The organism is Amycolatopsis cihanbeyliensis (assembly GCF_006715045.1).
In the GTDB taxonomy this organism is placed as follows: domain Bacteria; phylum Actinomycetota; class Actinomycetes; order Mycobacteriales; family Pseudonocardiaceae; genus Amycolatopsis; species Amycolatopsis cihanbeyliensis.
In genome coordinates this window covers 1,240,048-1,254,274 of the sequence record NZ_VFML01000001.1, presented here as the reverse complement: position 1 = coordinate 1,254,274, position 14,227 = coordinate 1,240,048, and the positions used below count along the sequence as shown (strand labels likewise).

At 70.6% G+C, this 14,227-nt stretch carries 11 protein-coding genes; 2 read left to right on the top strand and 9 right to left on the bottom strand.

Annotated features, from left to right (window positions below; translation table 11 throughout):
- Positions 1-37: 37 nt before the first annotated feature.
- The 5 genes from FB471_RS05330 to FB471_RS05310 all read right to left on the bottom strand — a co-directional run bounded on the left by FB471_RS05330 (position 38) and on the right by FB471_RS05310 (position 7,009).
- The gene (locus FB471_RS05330; protein WP_170220708.1) at positions 38-616 is read right to left on the bottom strand and encodes a cyclodeaminase/cyclohydrolase family protein; all 579 of its coding nucleotides are present in this window, start codon (positions 614-616) and stop codon (positions 38-40) included.
- The gene (locus tag FB471_RS05325; RefSeq protein ID WP_141996210.1) at positions 613-2,310 is read right to left on the bottom strand and encodes a formate--tetrahydrofolate ligase; all 1,698 of its coding nucleotides are present in this window, start codon (positions 2,308-2,310) and stop codon (positions 613-615) included. The genes FB471_RS05330 and FB471_RS05325 overlap by 4 nt, the downstream gene beginning before the upstream one ends.
- Positions 2,310-3,149: a methylenetetrahydrofolate reductase gene (locus tag FB471_RS05320; RefSeq protein WP_141996209.1), complete on the bottom strand. Its 840-nt coding sequence runs from the start codon at positions 3,147-3,149 to the stop codon at positions 2,310-2,312. The genes FB471_RS05325 and FB471_RS05320 overlap by 1 nt, the downstream gene beginning before the upstream one ends.
- Before the next feature lie 21 nt (positions 3,150-3,170).
- A complete protein-coding gene (locus FB471_RS05315) occupies positions 3,171-4,370 on the bottom strand; it encodes a glycine cleavage T C-terminal barrel domain-containing protein (RefSeq protein WP_141996208.1) in 1,200 nt (399 codons plus the stop codon).
- 131 nt (positions 4,371-4,501) lie between these two features.
- Complete coding sequence (locus FB471_RS05310) at positions 4,502-7,009, bottom strand: GcvT family protein (RefSeq protein WP_141996207.1); 2,508 nt, start codon at positions 7,007-7,009, stop codon at positions 4,502-4,504.
- Between the two features lie 343 nt (positions 7,010-7,352).
- Here FB471_RS05310 and FB471_RS05305 point away from each other — a divergent pair, with 343 nt between their 5' ends.
- Positions 7,353-8,099: an IclR family transcriptional regulator gene (locus tag FB471_RS05305; RefSeq protein ID WP_142001600.1), complete on the top strand. Its 747-nt coding sequence runs from the start codon at positions 7,353-7,355 to the stop codon at positions 8,097-8,099.
- Here the strand turns inward: FB471_RS05305 and FB471_RS05300 are convergent.
- From FB471_RS05300 to FB471_RS05285, 4 genes are read right to left on the bottom strand one after another with little or no spacing between them, the layout of a single operon-like run.
- The gene (locus FB471_RS05300; RefSeq protein WP_141996206.1) at positions 8,084-8,704 is read right to left on the bottom strand and encodes a sarcosine oxidase subunit gamma; all 621 of its coding nucleotides are present in this window, start codon (positions 8,702-8,704) and stop codon (positions 8,084-8,086) included. The two genes, FB471_RS05305 and FB471_RS05300, sit on opposite strands and share 16 nt — an antisense overlap.
- Positions 8,694-11,552, bottom strand: a complete 2,859-nt coding sequence (locus tag FB471_RS05295) for a 2Fe-2S iron-sulfur cluster-binding protein (protein ID WP_141996205.1) — start codon at positions 11,550-11,552, stop codon at positions 8,694-8,696. The genes FB471_RS05300 and FB471_RS05295 overlap by 11 nt, the downstream gene beginning before the upstream one ends.
- A complete protein-coding gene (locus FB471_RS05290; RefSeq protein ID WP_141996204.1) occupies positions 11,549-11,827 on the bottom strand; it encodes a sarcosine oxidase subunit delta in 279 nt (92 codons plus the stop codon). Before FB471_RS05290 ends, FB471_RS05295 begins: the two co-directional genes overlap by 4 nt.
- A gap of 19 nt (positions 11,828-11,846) precedes the next feature.
- The gene (locus FB471_RS05285; protein WP_246076250.1) at positions 11,847-13,091 is read right to left on the bottom strand and encodes a sarcosine oxidase subunit beta family protein; all 1,245 of its coding nucleotides are present in this window, start codon (positions 13,089-13,091) and stop codon (positions 11,847-11,849) included.
- A 59-nt stretch (positions 13,092-13,150) separates the two neighbouring features.
- On the opposite strand from FB471_RS05285, the gene FB471_RS05280 reads away from it, so the two are divergent.
- Complete coding sequence (locus FB471_RS05280) at positions 13,151-13,816, top strand: GntR family transcriptional regulator (protein ID WP_246076249.1); 666 nt, start codon at positions 13,151-13,153, stop codon at positions 13,814-13,816.
- Positions 13,817-14,227: the final 411 nt, after the last annotated feature.

Below are 14,227 nucleotides of genomic sequence, written 5' to 3'. Positions count from 1 at the left end.
GTGTTTGCTGCTCACGCGCATGCGTTTGCCGTTCCCGTCAGCCGATGGGGCAGGACTGGACCAGGTGCGCGGAGCGTTCCGCGGAGGTGGCCGCCGCCTCCGCTTCCGCGGACGCGCCGTCGTCCAGTCCCGCCGCGCGCAGGTTGGTGCGCACCAGTACGGCGGCGCTGCGCGCGGCGGAGGCGGCGAGGTTGGCCGCGGTGATCGCGTCCGCCCGGACCACCGGGTTGCCCTGGGCCACGAGTAGCGCCGCGAGGGACGCCACCTCGGTGGCGAGGTGCGCGACGCGCAGCGGCGGCTGGGCGGCCGCCACCAGCGCGTCCCGAATCGCCGTGCTGCGCTCCGGGCCGTCCGGATCCAGCCGTTGCGCCGCGCCCACCGCGCGGTAGGCCCTGGTGTCCGCCTCGATCAGCATGGCCGCACGCTCGTGCAGGGCGTTCGCCAGCTTGGCGAGGTCCTGGGAGTCGTCCAGGGTGCGGGACACCCCGGCGGACATGGCGACCAGGCCGGCCGCGGCCGCCACCGTCATCGCGCAGACGCTGCCACCCGTGCTGGACGGCGTCGGTGCGGCGACCTCGGCGAGGTAGTCCCGCAAGGGACGATCGAGTGTGCTCAACTCAGCCCCACCACCTGACCGTGCGCGTCGATGTCGATGTGTTCGGCCGCGGGCGAGGAGCCCAGGCCCGGCATGGTCCGCATATCCCCGCAGATCGGGTACACGAACCCGGCTCCCGCCGAGGCCCTGACCTCGCGTACCGGTAGCGTCCAGCCGGTCGGCGCGCCGACCAGCGCGGGATCGGAACTCAGCGAGAGATGCGTCTTGGCGATGCACACCGGCAGCCGCCCGAACCCGCAGGCCTCGTAGTCGGCGAGGGCCCGCGCCGCGGCGGGCTGGAAGGACACCCCGGCCGCGCCGTACACCTGGGTGGCGACCGTCTCGATCTTCGTGCGCAGGTCCATCTCGTCCGGGTACAGCGGCCGGAACAGGCGGGGCTCCTTCGCCGCTTCCAGTACCGCCTCCGCCAGGTCGAGCGCGCCCTTGCCGCCCTCGCCGAAGTGGTTGCTGACCGCGACCCGCGCCCCCTCGGCCTCGGCGAACTCACGGATCGCCTCGTGCTCGCTGGGATGATCGGTAGGGAAGGCGTTGATCGCGACCACCGGGGAGACCCCGTGCAGCCGGATGTTCTCGATCTGCTTGCGCAGGTTGGCCGCCCCGGCGAGCACGTCCTCCGGGTTCTCCGCGAGCAGCCGCTCGGGCAGCGGTTTCCCGGCGACCACCTTGTAGCGGCCGGAATGGGCCTTGAGTGCGCGCACGGTGGCCACCAGCACCGCGGCGTCCGGGGCCAGCCCGGAGTTGCGGCACTTGATGTTGAAGAACCGCTCGGCGCCCATGTCCGCGCCGAACCCGGCCTCGGTGACCACGATATCCGCGGCCCGCGTCGCGATTTGATCGGCCACAATGGACGAGTTGCCGTGCGCGATGTTGCCGAAGGGACCGGCGTGCACCAGCACCGGGGTGTTCTCGGTGGTCTGCATCAGGTTCGGCTTGATGGCCTCCCGCATGATCACCGTCATCGCGCCGGCCACCCCGAGCTCCTCCGCGGTCACCGGGGAACCCGAGCGGGTGTAGCCGACCACGATGCGGCCCAACCTGGCCCGCATATCGTGCAGCGAGGTGGACAGCGCCAGCACCGCCATCACCTCGCTGGCCGCGGTGATGTCGAAGCCGGACTGGCGGGGCTGCCCGTCCGCCCTCGTGCCGAGGCCGGTGATCACGTTGCGCAGGTCCCTGTCGTTCACGTCCAGCACCCGGCGCCAGGTCACCCGGTGCGGATCGATGCCCAGCTTGTTGCCCTTGTGCAGGTGGTTGTCCACCACCGCGGCCAGCAGGTTGTGCGCCGCGGTCACCGCGTGCATGTCCCCGGTGAGGTGCAGGTTGAGCGACTCCATGGGCACGACCTGGCTGTACCCGCCGCCGGCCGCCCCGCCCTTGATGCCGAAGGTGGGACCCATGGACGGCTGCCGGATCGCGATGGCCGAGCGCTGACCGAGGTGCCGTAGCGCCTGGCCGAGACCGACCGTGGTGGTGGTCTTACCCTCGCCGAGCGGGGTCGGTGTGATGGCGGTGACCACGACGTACTTCGCGCGTGGCTCGGCAGGCAACTCGCTGAGCGCCTCCAGCGGGATCTTCGCGACGTGCCGGCCGTACGGCTCGAGCAGGTGCGCGCCGATCCCGAGCTCGCCGGCGATCTCCTCGAGCGGTTTCAGCGTGGTGGATCGGGAGATGTCCAGATCCGATGGCATGGTCATTACGCCGGAACCTCCTGGAGTCGAACGGAAAGCTCGTCCCGAAACCGCCGGGTTCGCGCGATCTCGTTGAAGGTGAAGAAGTGCCAGCCCGCGATCCCGTAAGCCGGGTCGGCGACCACCGGGGCCAGCTCCCGGCAGAGGCCTTCCGGGGTGTAGCGGGTGAGCAGCTTGCCGACCATCCCGTGCTGCTTGCGCAGGAACCGCAGGGACTCCCCGATCCCGATCTTCATCGAGATCCGCATCAGCTTGGTTCCGTCGACGACACCCGGTATGCCGAGGTGGATCGGCAGCTCGATGCCGCGTGCCCGCAGATCCTGCACCCAGGACGCGGTGACCACCGAGTCGAAGCAGATCTGTGACACGAGGTAGTCGGCATGAGCCGCCTTGGCGGCCAGCGCGGCGGTGACGTCCGCGTCCGGGATGAACGCGTGCCGCTCCGGGTAACCGCCGACGCCGATCCGCGCGGGCCGGCGGCCCAGCTCCGCCATGGCTCGCAGCAGCCCGAGCGAGTCGGTGAACTCCCCCGCCGGCGTGGGGGAGTCGCCGGCGATCACGAACGCCTCGGACAGCCCGGTGTCCGCCATCCGGTCGAGTAGGTCCTTCAGGTGGGCCGGGTCGAGGATCGACCTGGCCGCCAGGTGTGGCACGGCGTGGTAGCCCGCCCCCCGTAGCCGTTCGGCGAGCTCCAGCGTGGCCGTCATGCCTTTCGCGGGGGACGAGGTCACGGTGACCGTCGTCCCCGCGGGAAGGTGCTCGACCCGCTCGGCGGCGCCGCGCAGCGGCAGCACCTCGAAGCGGGCACCGGCCAGGCTCCGCTGGAGTGCGTCGTTGGTGTTCATCGGCGCATCACACCCGGTCACCTACGCGCTCACCGCACGCTCGAGGCGCTTGGGTGTCGCCTTCTTCGGGTCCAGGAACGGCTTCTCCACCACCACGGCGTCCTGCGGGCCGTGCTGGGTGTGGACCACCAGCCTGGTCCCGTACTCCTGGTAGGCGATGGGCACCATGGCATAGCCGATGTTCTTCTCCAGCCGGGGGGAGAAGCAGGCGGAGGTGACCTCACCGATGCGCAGCCCGTTCGGGTCGTGCACGTCGAAAACGTCGATCATCGACCCGTCGTTGAAGCTGCCCACGCCCGGTCCACCGATCTCCACGCCGACCAGCTTGCGGGAAATGCCCTCGTTCTTCACCCGCCGCAGTGCGGCCTTGCCGATGAAGTCCGCCTCCTGGTCGAGATCGACCATCCAGGTGGTCTCGAAGCCGTAGCCGACCTCGAACGGGTTGGTGTGGTAGGTGATGTCGTTGCCCCAGGACAGCATCCCGGCCTCGATCCGCCGGATGTGGCACGGGCCGATCACCCGCAGGTCGTGCGGTTCGCCCGCCTGCCAGATGGTGTCCCACAGCCGCACGCCGTCCCTGCTGGCGTTGCGCAGGTAGATCTCGTACCCGAGCTCGGCGGTGAACCCGGTGCGGGAGACCACCACGTCCATGCCGTCCAGTTCCCGCTCCACCGTGTAGTAGTAAGGGACGTCCAGAATGGACTCGCCGAACAGGTCGATCATCACCTCGCGGGACTTCGGCCCCTGCACCTGCACCGGACCCACGTCCGGCTCGCTGATCTGCACGTTCATCCCGAGGCTGTAGGCGAGCCCCTTGGCCCACAGCAGCACGTCACTGTCGGCGAGCGAGAGCCAGAAGTGGTTCTCGCCCAGCCGCAGCAGCACCGGGTCGTTGATGATCCCGCCGTCCTCGGCGGTGATGAACACGTACTTGCACTGGCCGACCTTGCACTTGTTCAGGTCGCGCGGCACCAGCATGTTGGTGAACTCGAACGCGTCCGGCCCGGTGATCTCCACCTGGCGCTCCACGCCCACGTCCCAGAGGGTGACGCCCTCCAGCAGGTGCCAGTACTCGCCGACCGGGTCCCCGTAGTGCCGGGCGTGGTAGGTGTGGTTGTACACGCTGTACAGCCCGACGCCGTGCCGGCGCGAGGCGTAGAAGAAGGGGGACTTGCGGATTCTCGGGTACTGCAGTACTCCGGGTTCGGGGTTGACAGCCATGGTCACAGCTCCTTGTGAAGTCCGATGTGGAGTCCGACTCGGTGTTCTCGGGTAGCACGCCCCGTGCCCGTGCCTTGCGCGGGCACGGGCCGGGAAAGTGGAGGACGATCAGGCGCTCTCGGGCACTACGGCTAGCAGCGCATCCGTTTCATCTCGGGGTCCAGGACGGGGTCGGCGACGACCGTGGCCGGATGTCGCCGGTCGAAGTAGGCCACCTCCAGCGAGGTGCCCTCCTCGGAGAGCTCCGACGGGAGCCAGGCGTAGGCAAGGCTCGCGCCGACGCTGTGGCCGTAGCCGGTACTCGTGGTGAAACCGGCCGAGCCACCCCCGGGTGTGGAGCCGGCGGGGAACACCGGTTCCGCACCCATCAACACCGTGCCGTCGTCGATGCGCAGGCAGCACAGGCGCCTGCGCACCGGTCGTTCCCTGCGACGCAGCAGCGCGTCGCGGCCGATGAACTCGCCCTTGTCCGGCTTGACGGCGAAGCTCAGCCCCGCCTCGTCCGGGTCGTGCGAGCTCCACATGTCCGCCCCCCAGGCGCGGTAGCCCTTCTCGAGGCGTAGGCCGTTGAACGCGCCCCGGCCGGCGGGGATGATCCCGTGCTCGGCGCCCGCGGTGCTGAGCAGGTCCCACAGCCGCAGGCCGTACTCGGCCGAGGTGTACAGCTCCCAGCCGAGCTCGCCCACATAGGACAGCCGGAGCGCGGTCACCGGGACCTCGCCGACATAGCAGCGCTTGGCGCGGAAGAAGCGGAAGCTCTCGTGCGAGACGTCGGTACTGGCCAGCGGGGCGAGCACGTCGCGCGCCCGTGGTCCCCACAGGCCGATCCCGCAGGTGCCGCCGGTGATGTCCCGCACCCAGGTGGTCTCGTCCGCGTGGGCGCGTAGCCAGGCGACGTCCCGCTGCCCGTTCAGCCCCACCTGGAAGGTGTCTCCGGACAGCCGGGCCACCGTGATGTCCGCGCGGACCCCGCCGTGGGTGTCCAGCATCAGCGTGTAGGTCACGTAGCCGGGCGGGCGGTCCAGGTTGCCGGTGGTGAGGCGCTGCAGCAGGGACAGCGCACCGCGGCCGCTGACCTCGGCCCTGGTGAGTGAGGTCATGTCGTACAGCCCCACCCGCTCCCTGGTGGCCCGGTGCTCGGCGCCGATGATGGGGGAGAAGTAGCGGCCGGCCCACGGCCCCGGGCGGGCGATGTCCCTGCCTGCCACCTCGGCCGCGTTGGACTCGTACCAGTGCGGCCGCTCCCAGCCGTTCGCCTCGAGGAAGAAGGCGCCCAGCTCGCGCTGCCTGCCGTAGAACGGGCTGGTGCGCAGTGGCCTCGCCCGCTCGGAGGGCTGCTGCGGGTGGATGATGTCGTACACCTCGCGGAAGTTCTGCGCGGCCCGCTCCCGCACGTACACCGGGCTGTGCGCGAAGCTCTCGAACCGGCGCACGTCCGCGGCACGCAGGTCGAAGCTCGGCGCCCCGCCGGTCATCCACTCGGCCAGCGCCAGCCCGACCCCACCGGCGTGCGTGATCCACACCGCCTCGCCGAGCCAGAAGTTCTCCACCTCGGCCGACGGTCCGAGCACCGGCATGCCGTCCGAGGTGAACAGGAACAGCCCGTTCATGCCCTCGGAGACCTCGGCGCCGCCCAGCCGGGGCAGCAGCGCGCGGGCGTCCGACCACGGCTTGGCGAAGTCCCTCGGGGTGAACCCGTGCACCGAGGCCATGCCCTTCCAGCCGCCGCCCTCCGAAGGGGCCTCGGCCCCGTTGCCCTGCGCGGCCGTCGCCAGGATGTCCTCCTGGCCCACCGGGATCACCCGGTGCTGGTAGGAGCCGACCCCGTAGCGGTCGTGGATCCGCCGGAAGTACATCGAGCTGTCCTGGTGGCGGAGGATCGGCTCGCCGACCTCGGTGCCGTCCGGGGGCAGGCCGGGCACCGGGGAGGTCACCGCGTACTGGTGCGCCAGCGGCAGCACCGGGATCGACACGCCGGCCATCGCCCCGATCCGCGGGCCCCAGATGCCGGCGCAGCACAGCACTCGCCGCACGGCGATGGTGCCGCGCGAGGTGTGCACCGCGCGGATGTGGCCCCCGGCGAGGTCGAACCCGGTGACCTCGGTGTTGCCGAGGAACCGCACCCCGCGGCGCTGGGCCTCGCGGGCCATGGCCTCGGCCGCCCGGACCGGTTTGGCGACCCCGTCGCTCGGCACGTGCAGGCCGCCGTAGACCCGGTCCTCGTCGAGCAGGTCGATGGCCTCGCGGGCCTCGCGTGGACCGATCAGCTCACCCGCGACGCCCCATGCGGTCGCCAGGCCGTGCCGGCGCTTGAGCTCCTCCCAGCGCTCCGGGGTGGTGGCCACCTCGATCCCACCGACCTGGTGGAAACAGGGCAGCCCGTCCAGGGTTTCGGCGGCGTAGCGCCGCACGGTGTAGTCGGCCAGCTGGGTCAGCAACTGCGAGGGCGAGGTCTGGAAGACCAGCCCGGGGGCGTGCGAACTCGACCCGCCGGTGGCGAACAGCGGCCCCTGCTCGACGACCGTCACGTCGGTCATGCCGAGTTGGGCGAGGTGGTAGGCGGTGCTGCATCCGACGATGCCGGCACCGATGACGAGGGTGTGGGTACTGGAGTCCGTGGAGTCCAAAGCCGAGTCCATAGCCGCCGCCTTGTTGCGTCTAGAACAACTCACTGCGCATAACGCAACAGTGCGCCTTATCCCGGGTGTGCGTCAAGCCACACGAAGGACGAATTTTTCCCGGCTTTTCTACCGTTGAGTAGGTGGTCAGCGGCGTGCCGGCGGCACCGAGGGCCACCCGAGTGCGCACTGGCTGCGTTGCGTAATCAGAAACGTGTCCTGGAATGCGCAACAAATGTGACCTGATGGTGGTAGGAACGTCACCGAGATCGCCCGGCCGGTGCGGCTATTCCCGGCCCCGAGCAGATACGGTTCAGTGGTGGCAAACGCAGCGCAGGCACAAGGCAAGGGTCCTGGCGCGCTGGTGCAATCCGTGGATCGGGCGGTGACCGTCCTCGAGCTGCTCGCCCGCAACGGCGAGGCCGGCATCACGGAAATCGCTGGTGAGCTAGGGGTGCACAAGTCGACCGCTTCGCGGCTGGTCAGCGTGCTGGAGGCGCGCGGTCTGGTCGAACAGTTCGGCGAGCGCGGCAAATACGCGATCGGGTTCGGCATTGTCCGCCTCGCCGGCGCGGCCACCGAGCGAATGGATCTGTCGCGCATGGGCAGACCGTTCTGTGAATCTCTGGCAGCCGAATTGGGCGAGACGGTGAACATCGCGATCCGTGACTACGACGTGGCGCTCAACATCAGCCAGACGCGGGGTACCGCCTCGGTGACCACACACAACTGGGTGGGCCAGCGCACGCCCCTGCACGCGACCTCCAGCGGCAAGGTCCTGCTGGCGCACGCCCCTCGAGACGACCAGGACGCCCTGCTCTCCGGTGACCTCGAGCAGTACACCACCCGTACGATCACCGACCCGGCCGAGCTCCGTTCCTCCTTCGGGCTGATCGTGCGGGACGCCTACGCCACCAGCTATGAGGAACTCGAGCTCGGATTGCACGCGGCCGCGGTGGCGGTGCACGACCAGAACGGCGACGTGGTCGCGGCGTTGAGCGCGTCCGGACCCGCGTACCGGTTCACCCGCAAGCGGGTACGGGAGGCCGTCGGCTCGATGACCTCGGCCGCCCGCGAGCTGTCCGCCCAACTGGGCTACTGGGAGAGCTGATCCTCCCGGTACTCCAGGCTCGCGTCGACCAGCCAGGCCGCGAGGTAGGTGGCGAAGGAGGAACGGACCAGCAGGCCGAACTCGGCCCGCTCGGCGTCGCGCACCAGCAGCACGACGCCCGCCCTGGCGAGCAGGGTCTGCACGCAGGTCCCGGTGGGCGCCGCCGTGGGATGCAGGTCGATCGCGCACCCGTGGGCCAGCACGTCGCGCACCCGCGGGCCGGATAGGGCGAGGGTGGTGCGTTGCGCCGACACGTCGACCACCGCGGCCGCCGCGCCGTCCAGTGCGGTGCGCAGTGTCTCCGCCAGCGTGGCGCTGCCCGGCGGGGTGAGAACCAGGTACTCGTCGGGTGCCATCCAGAGCACCTCCACCTCCACCTCCCCGAGGCGGCCACGGGTGAAGGTGCACGGCCTCTCCGGCAGGTCGATACCGAGGGTGGCGCGCGCCGTGGCCGTGGCGCCGGGGCCGGCCAGCCGCAGGGTGAGCTGGGTGAGCATGGGCTGCTCGAGTGCGTGCACCCCCGGGGCGAGCCGGCCGAGGCTGCTCGCCCAGCCCGCGAGGGGGCTGTATCCGGTTCCGCTCCTGAGCGCGCTGTCAGCCGTCACGGCGAGCTCCTTCCTTGTCGAACAGTACGGACTCGGCGACGGTCACCGGGACCACCTGGTCGCCGACCGGGACGTAGAGGGTCTGGCCGATCCGCTCGCGCCCGGCGCGCAGCAGCGCCAACGCGAAGCCGCGGCCCAGCGCCGCGCTGTCGTAGCTGGAGGTGACGTGGCCGAGCATGGTCACCGGGGGAGCGGGCGGGTGCGCGGTCTCGATGATCTGCGCGCCTTCCGGCAGCACCGTCTCGGGTCGCACCGGCAGCAGGCCGACGAGCTGCTTGCGGTCCGGGCGGAGGTTCTCCTGCCGGGCGAAGGATCGCTTGCCGACGAAGTCCGGCTTCTTCTTCGACACCGCCCAGGACATCCCGAGATCCTGCGGGGTGACCGTGCCGTCGGTGTCCTGCCCGATGATCGGGTAGCCCTTCTCGGCGCGCAGGACGTGCATGGTCTCCGTGCCGTACGGGGTGATGCCGTGCGGCTCGCCCGCGGCCAGCAGCGCTTCCCACAGGGCGAGCCCGTGCCATGCGTTGACGTTGATCTCGTAGGCGAGCTCGCCGGAGAAGCTGATCCGGCAGATCCGCGCGGGTATCCCGGCCACGCTGGCGTCCCGCCAGGTCATGAAGCCGAACTCGGGTCCGGTGTCCAGCCCGTCGGCCACCGCCGCCAGCACCTCCCGGGAGCGGGGGCCCACCAGCGGGACGGTGACCCAGTGGTCGGTGACCGAGGTGAGGAACACCCGCAGGTGCGGCCACTCGGTCTGCAGCCATTCCTCCATCCAGTCGAGGACCGTGGCCGCGTTGCCGGTCGTGGTGGTGGTGAGGAAGTGGTCCTCGGCGAGCCGGGTCACGGTGCCGTCGTCCAGCACCATGCCGTCCACCCCGCACATGACCCCGTAACGGATCCTGCCGACCTTGAGCGTGCTCATCATGTTGGTGTAGAGCAGGTCGAGGAAGGCGGCGGAGTCCGGGCCACGCACGTCGATCTTGCCGAGGGTCGAGGCGTCCATCAGCGCGATCCCGGTGCGTGCGGCGCGGCACTCGCGCAGCACGGCCGCGTGCATGTCCTCGCCCGCCCTCGGGTAGTAGCGTGGCCGCTTCCACTGCCCGACATCCTCGAACTCGGCTCCGTGCGCCACATGCCAGGGATGTACGGCGGTGACCCGGACCGGGTCGTACAGCTCACCGCGGTCCCGGCCGGCCAGCGCCGCGAACGGCACCGGCGCGTAGGGCGGGCGGAAGGTGGTCGGCCGCTGCGAAGCCAGGTCGGTGCCCAGCGCCTCGGCGAGGATGCCCGCCGCCACCATGCCGGAGGTCTTGCCCTGGTCGTGCGCGGTGCCGAGGGTGGTGTACCGCTTGACGTGTTCCAGCGAGCGCATCCCGGCGCCGGTGGCCCGCAGGATGTCGGACACCGTGACGTCCCGCTGCGGATCGACGAACCGGGTGTCCCGCTGCTCGGCTTCCCCGCCTGGTACCAGCCACCTGACGTCGGGCACCCGCTGCGCGGGTCGCGCGTCGGAGACCGGGAGCGCGGGGTTGGCCGCCGGGGCGAACCCCGCCGCGATCGCGGCGGCGCGCCCGGCCTCCCGGCCCTGCCTTGCGCAGGCGGTCAGATCGAACTCGCCGGTGGCCGCGCCCGCCACCGCCATGCCCCGCGGCGGATCGGCCGGCAGGTATGCCCCGAGTTCGGGGGCGTACCGCAGCCCGCCGCCCCGCTGGCTGAACAGGTGCGCGACCGGGTTCCAGCCGCCGGAGACCAGCAGGGTGTCGCAGGGGACGGTGTCCGCAGCCGCGGTGCTCGTGCCGGGGAGCGGGGCGATGCGGACATCGGTGAGCCTGCCGCCGCCCTCGGTGCCGGTCACCGCGTGTCCGGCCCGTACCTCGATCCCCCGCGCGGCACATTCCGCGGCCAGCCCGGCTGGGGGAACCTCGCGGGTATCGGCGAGCAGCGGGACGTCCACCCCGGCCTCGGCCAGCTCGACGGCAGCGGGGTAGGCACTGTCGTTGGTGGTGAACACCACGACCCGCCTGCCGGGAAGCACCCCGTAGCGATGCAGGTAGGTCCGGGCGGCACCGGCCAGCATGATCCCCGGCCGGTCGTTGCCCGCGAACACCACCGGACGCTCATGCGCGCCGGTGGCCAGCACGATTTGCTGCGCCCGGATCCGCCAGACCCGGTGCCGCGCCACCGAGGCCGGTGCGGCGGCGCCGAGGTGGTCGGTCCGGCGTTCCAGCGCGAGCACGAACCCGTCGTCGTAGGCGCCGAAGGCGGTCGTCCGGTGCAGCACCTGTACCTCGGGCAGCTCGCGCAGCTCGGCGAGCAGTTCCTGCGCCCATCCGGTCGCCGGTCCGTGCTCGCAGTACTCGCCCGAGCCGAGCAGGGACCCGCCCACCCGGCTCTGCTCGTCCAGCAGCACGACCCGGGCGCCGCTGCGGGCGGCGGTCAGCGCGGCGGCCAGGCCGGCGGGTCCGGCACCGATCACCAGGACGGTGCAGTGCAGGTGCTTGGCGTCGTAGCGCGCCGGGTCCGGGGCGTCCGGAAGATGGCCCCGGCCGGGCAGGCCGCGGGCGACGAGTCCTTCGGTCAGTTCCACGGTGGTCGCGGTCAGCATCGGCTCGGCACAGGGGTACTCGACCTGGACCAGCGCGGTGGGTTCCTCCGCTCCCGCGGACATGATCCCGCGCGGGCGGCCGTACCGGACCCCGGTCGCGACCTGGTGCACGCCGTTCGCCAGCAGCGCCGAGGCCAGGGTGTCGCCGGGGCGGCCGGTGAACGGGCGGCCGTTGAAGGTGAAGTGCACTGTGCGACGCCGGTCGATCAGGCCACCGGCGGGCAGGCGGAACGGCTCGCTCACGGGATCACCTGCCGGTCGTCCTCGGCGCGGTGCCCGGCCTGGAACTCGTAGGTCCTGGTGTCCCGTACGGCGTTGAACCAGCGGCGGCAGCCCGCCGAGTGCTGCCAGCGTTCCGGAAACGGACCCGCCGGGTTGTCCCGGTAGAAGACGTACTCCGCCCAGTCCGCATCGGACAGGGCGGCCGGATCGGTGGGGTAGGACAGATGCGCCTGCCCGCCGTAGTGGAACTCGACTTCCTCGCGTGGCCCGCACCAGGGGCAGGGGATGAGCTGCATATCGGCTCCTCGGGGCCGCTCAGTGGGCTACGGCAGCGGCGCCGTGCTCGTCGACGAGGGCGCCGGTGGTGAACCGCTCGAGGCCGAACGGCTCGACGAACGGGTGAGGCTCGTCCCGCGCGACGGTGTGCGCGAAGCAGTCGCCGAGGCCGGGGGTGACCTTGAAGCCCCCGGTGCCCCACCCGCAGTTGAGGTACAGCCCCGCGATCGGGGTGCGCCCGATGATCGGCGAGGCGTCCGGGCTGACGTCCACGATGCCCGCCCAGGTGCGCAGCAGATGCGCCCGCGCGAAGATCGGGAACAGTTCGAGCGCGGCCGTCAGCTGGCGCTCGATCACGTGGAAGGACCCACGCTGCCCGTACCCGTTGTAGCTGTCGATCCCGGCACCGAGCACGAGTTCGCCCTTGTGTGCCTGGGATACGTAGACGTGCACCGCATTGGACATGACCACCGTCGGGTGCACCGGCTCGAGTAGTTCGGAGACCATCGCCTGCAGCGGGTGCGAGGCGACCGGAAGCCGTAGCCCGACCATGCCGGCCAGCACGGAGGAGTGGCCCGCCGCGCAGAGCGCGACCTTGCCCGCGGCGATGTCCCCCCGGGTGGTGCGGACCCCGGTCACCCGGCCACCGCTGGTTCGGATGCCGGTGACCTCGCAGTTCTGGATGAGGTCCACGCCGAGGCCCGCCGCGGCACGGGCGTAGCCCCAGGCGACGTGGTCGTGCTTGGCGATGCCCGCCCGTGGCTGGTAACTGGCGCCGAGTACCGGGTACCGGATGTCGGGGGAGACGTTCAGGATCGGGCAGACGTCCTTGACCTCGGCGGGTTCCAGCCATTCCGCGTCGATCCCGTTCAGCCGGTTGGCGTTCACCCGCCGCACGCTGTCCCGCACGTCCTGCAGGCTGTGTGCCAGGTTCAGCACGCCACGCTGGTCGAACAGGACGGGATAGTCCAGCTCGTTCTCCAGGTTCTCCCAGAGTGTCAGCGCGTGCTCGTAGATCCGGGCGCTTTCGTCCCACAGGTAGTTGGACCGGATGATCGTGGTGTTGCGGGCCATGTTCCCGCCGGCCAGCCAGCCCTTCTCCAGCACGGCCACGTTGCTGACGCCCTGCGTGCGGGCGAGGTGGTAGGCGGTGGCGAGGCCGTGCCCGCCGCCACCCACGACGAGGACGTCGTAGCCGCGCGCGGGTTCGGGGTTGTTCCAGAGGAAGTCGGGGTGTTCCGGCAGTCGCGAACCGGGGGCGACTGCGTCTGAGGTGGGTGCCACGGTCATGGTGTACCTCTAGTCAACTACTGATATATCAGTCGTAGTGTAGAGTAAGCCCGGTGAGAGCACCGGTCAACACGGCGACCTTCGGGTCCGGAACCTCGTTGGCGGAGCAGGCCTACCTCGCCATTCGCGACCGCCTGGTGATGCTGGAGATCCCGCCGGGAAGCCCGATCAACGAGGAGCGGCTGAGCGGCGAGCTGGAGGTCGGGCGAACCCCCGTTCGGGAGGCACTGAAGCGGTTGGCGAAGGAACGGCTCGTGGTCGCCTTCCCCCGGCGCGGCACCTTCGCCACCGATGTCAACATCTCCGACCTCGCCTATATCTCCGAGGTGCGCCGTACCCTCGAGCCGATGGCCACCGCCGCGGCCGCCGAGCGGGCCACCGAGGCCGACCGGGACACGCTCGCGAAGCTACGCGACCGGCTGGCGCGGGCGGAGGAGATGGAGAACACCACCGAACTGCTCAAGATGGACCTCGCCGCGCATCGCGCCATCTACCGCTGCGTGCACAATCCCTTCCTCGAGGACACCCTGCTCACCTACGACAACCTGGCCACCCGGATCTGGGGCGTCTTCCTGCCCCGGTTGTCCGGGGTCGCCGGCCACGTCGGCGAGCACGTCCCGCTGCTGACGAAGATCATCGACGGCGACGCCGGGGCCGCCGCCGACCTGGCCCTGCGGCACGTCACCGGATTCGAGAACGCCATCCGCGCCCTGATCTGACGGCGTGTTTGCCCGCCACGTAGGCGTGTTGGCCATTCGCGTAGGCGAGTTTGCTGTCCACGTAGGCGAGTTGGTCAAGTTCCGACTTGGGCAGTGTTGACTTGCATGGTGTTTCCGCTGCTCATGGACGTGGCAGGTGCGCGACGCCAGGCTGGTGCGGCTCCATCACGGGCCTGGTCGGGACTGAGGTGTTATGCGGAGATGTCCCAGGCGTGCCGGTCGCCGAGCCGGAGGCTGTGTCCGGACGGCCGAGCCGGGGATCCGGCGCGATCCATGCTCGGCCCTTTGTAGTCTCCGAGCGGGAACACAGTGTGCGCACCCACGAGCGGCTCCGTCTTCGCAGTCACAAGATCACTCCAATCGGTAGCTGTGCGACCTTCACCTGTGACTACCAGAGATAGACGTCAGGTG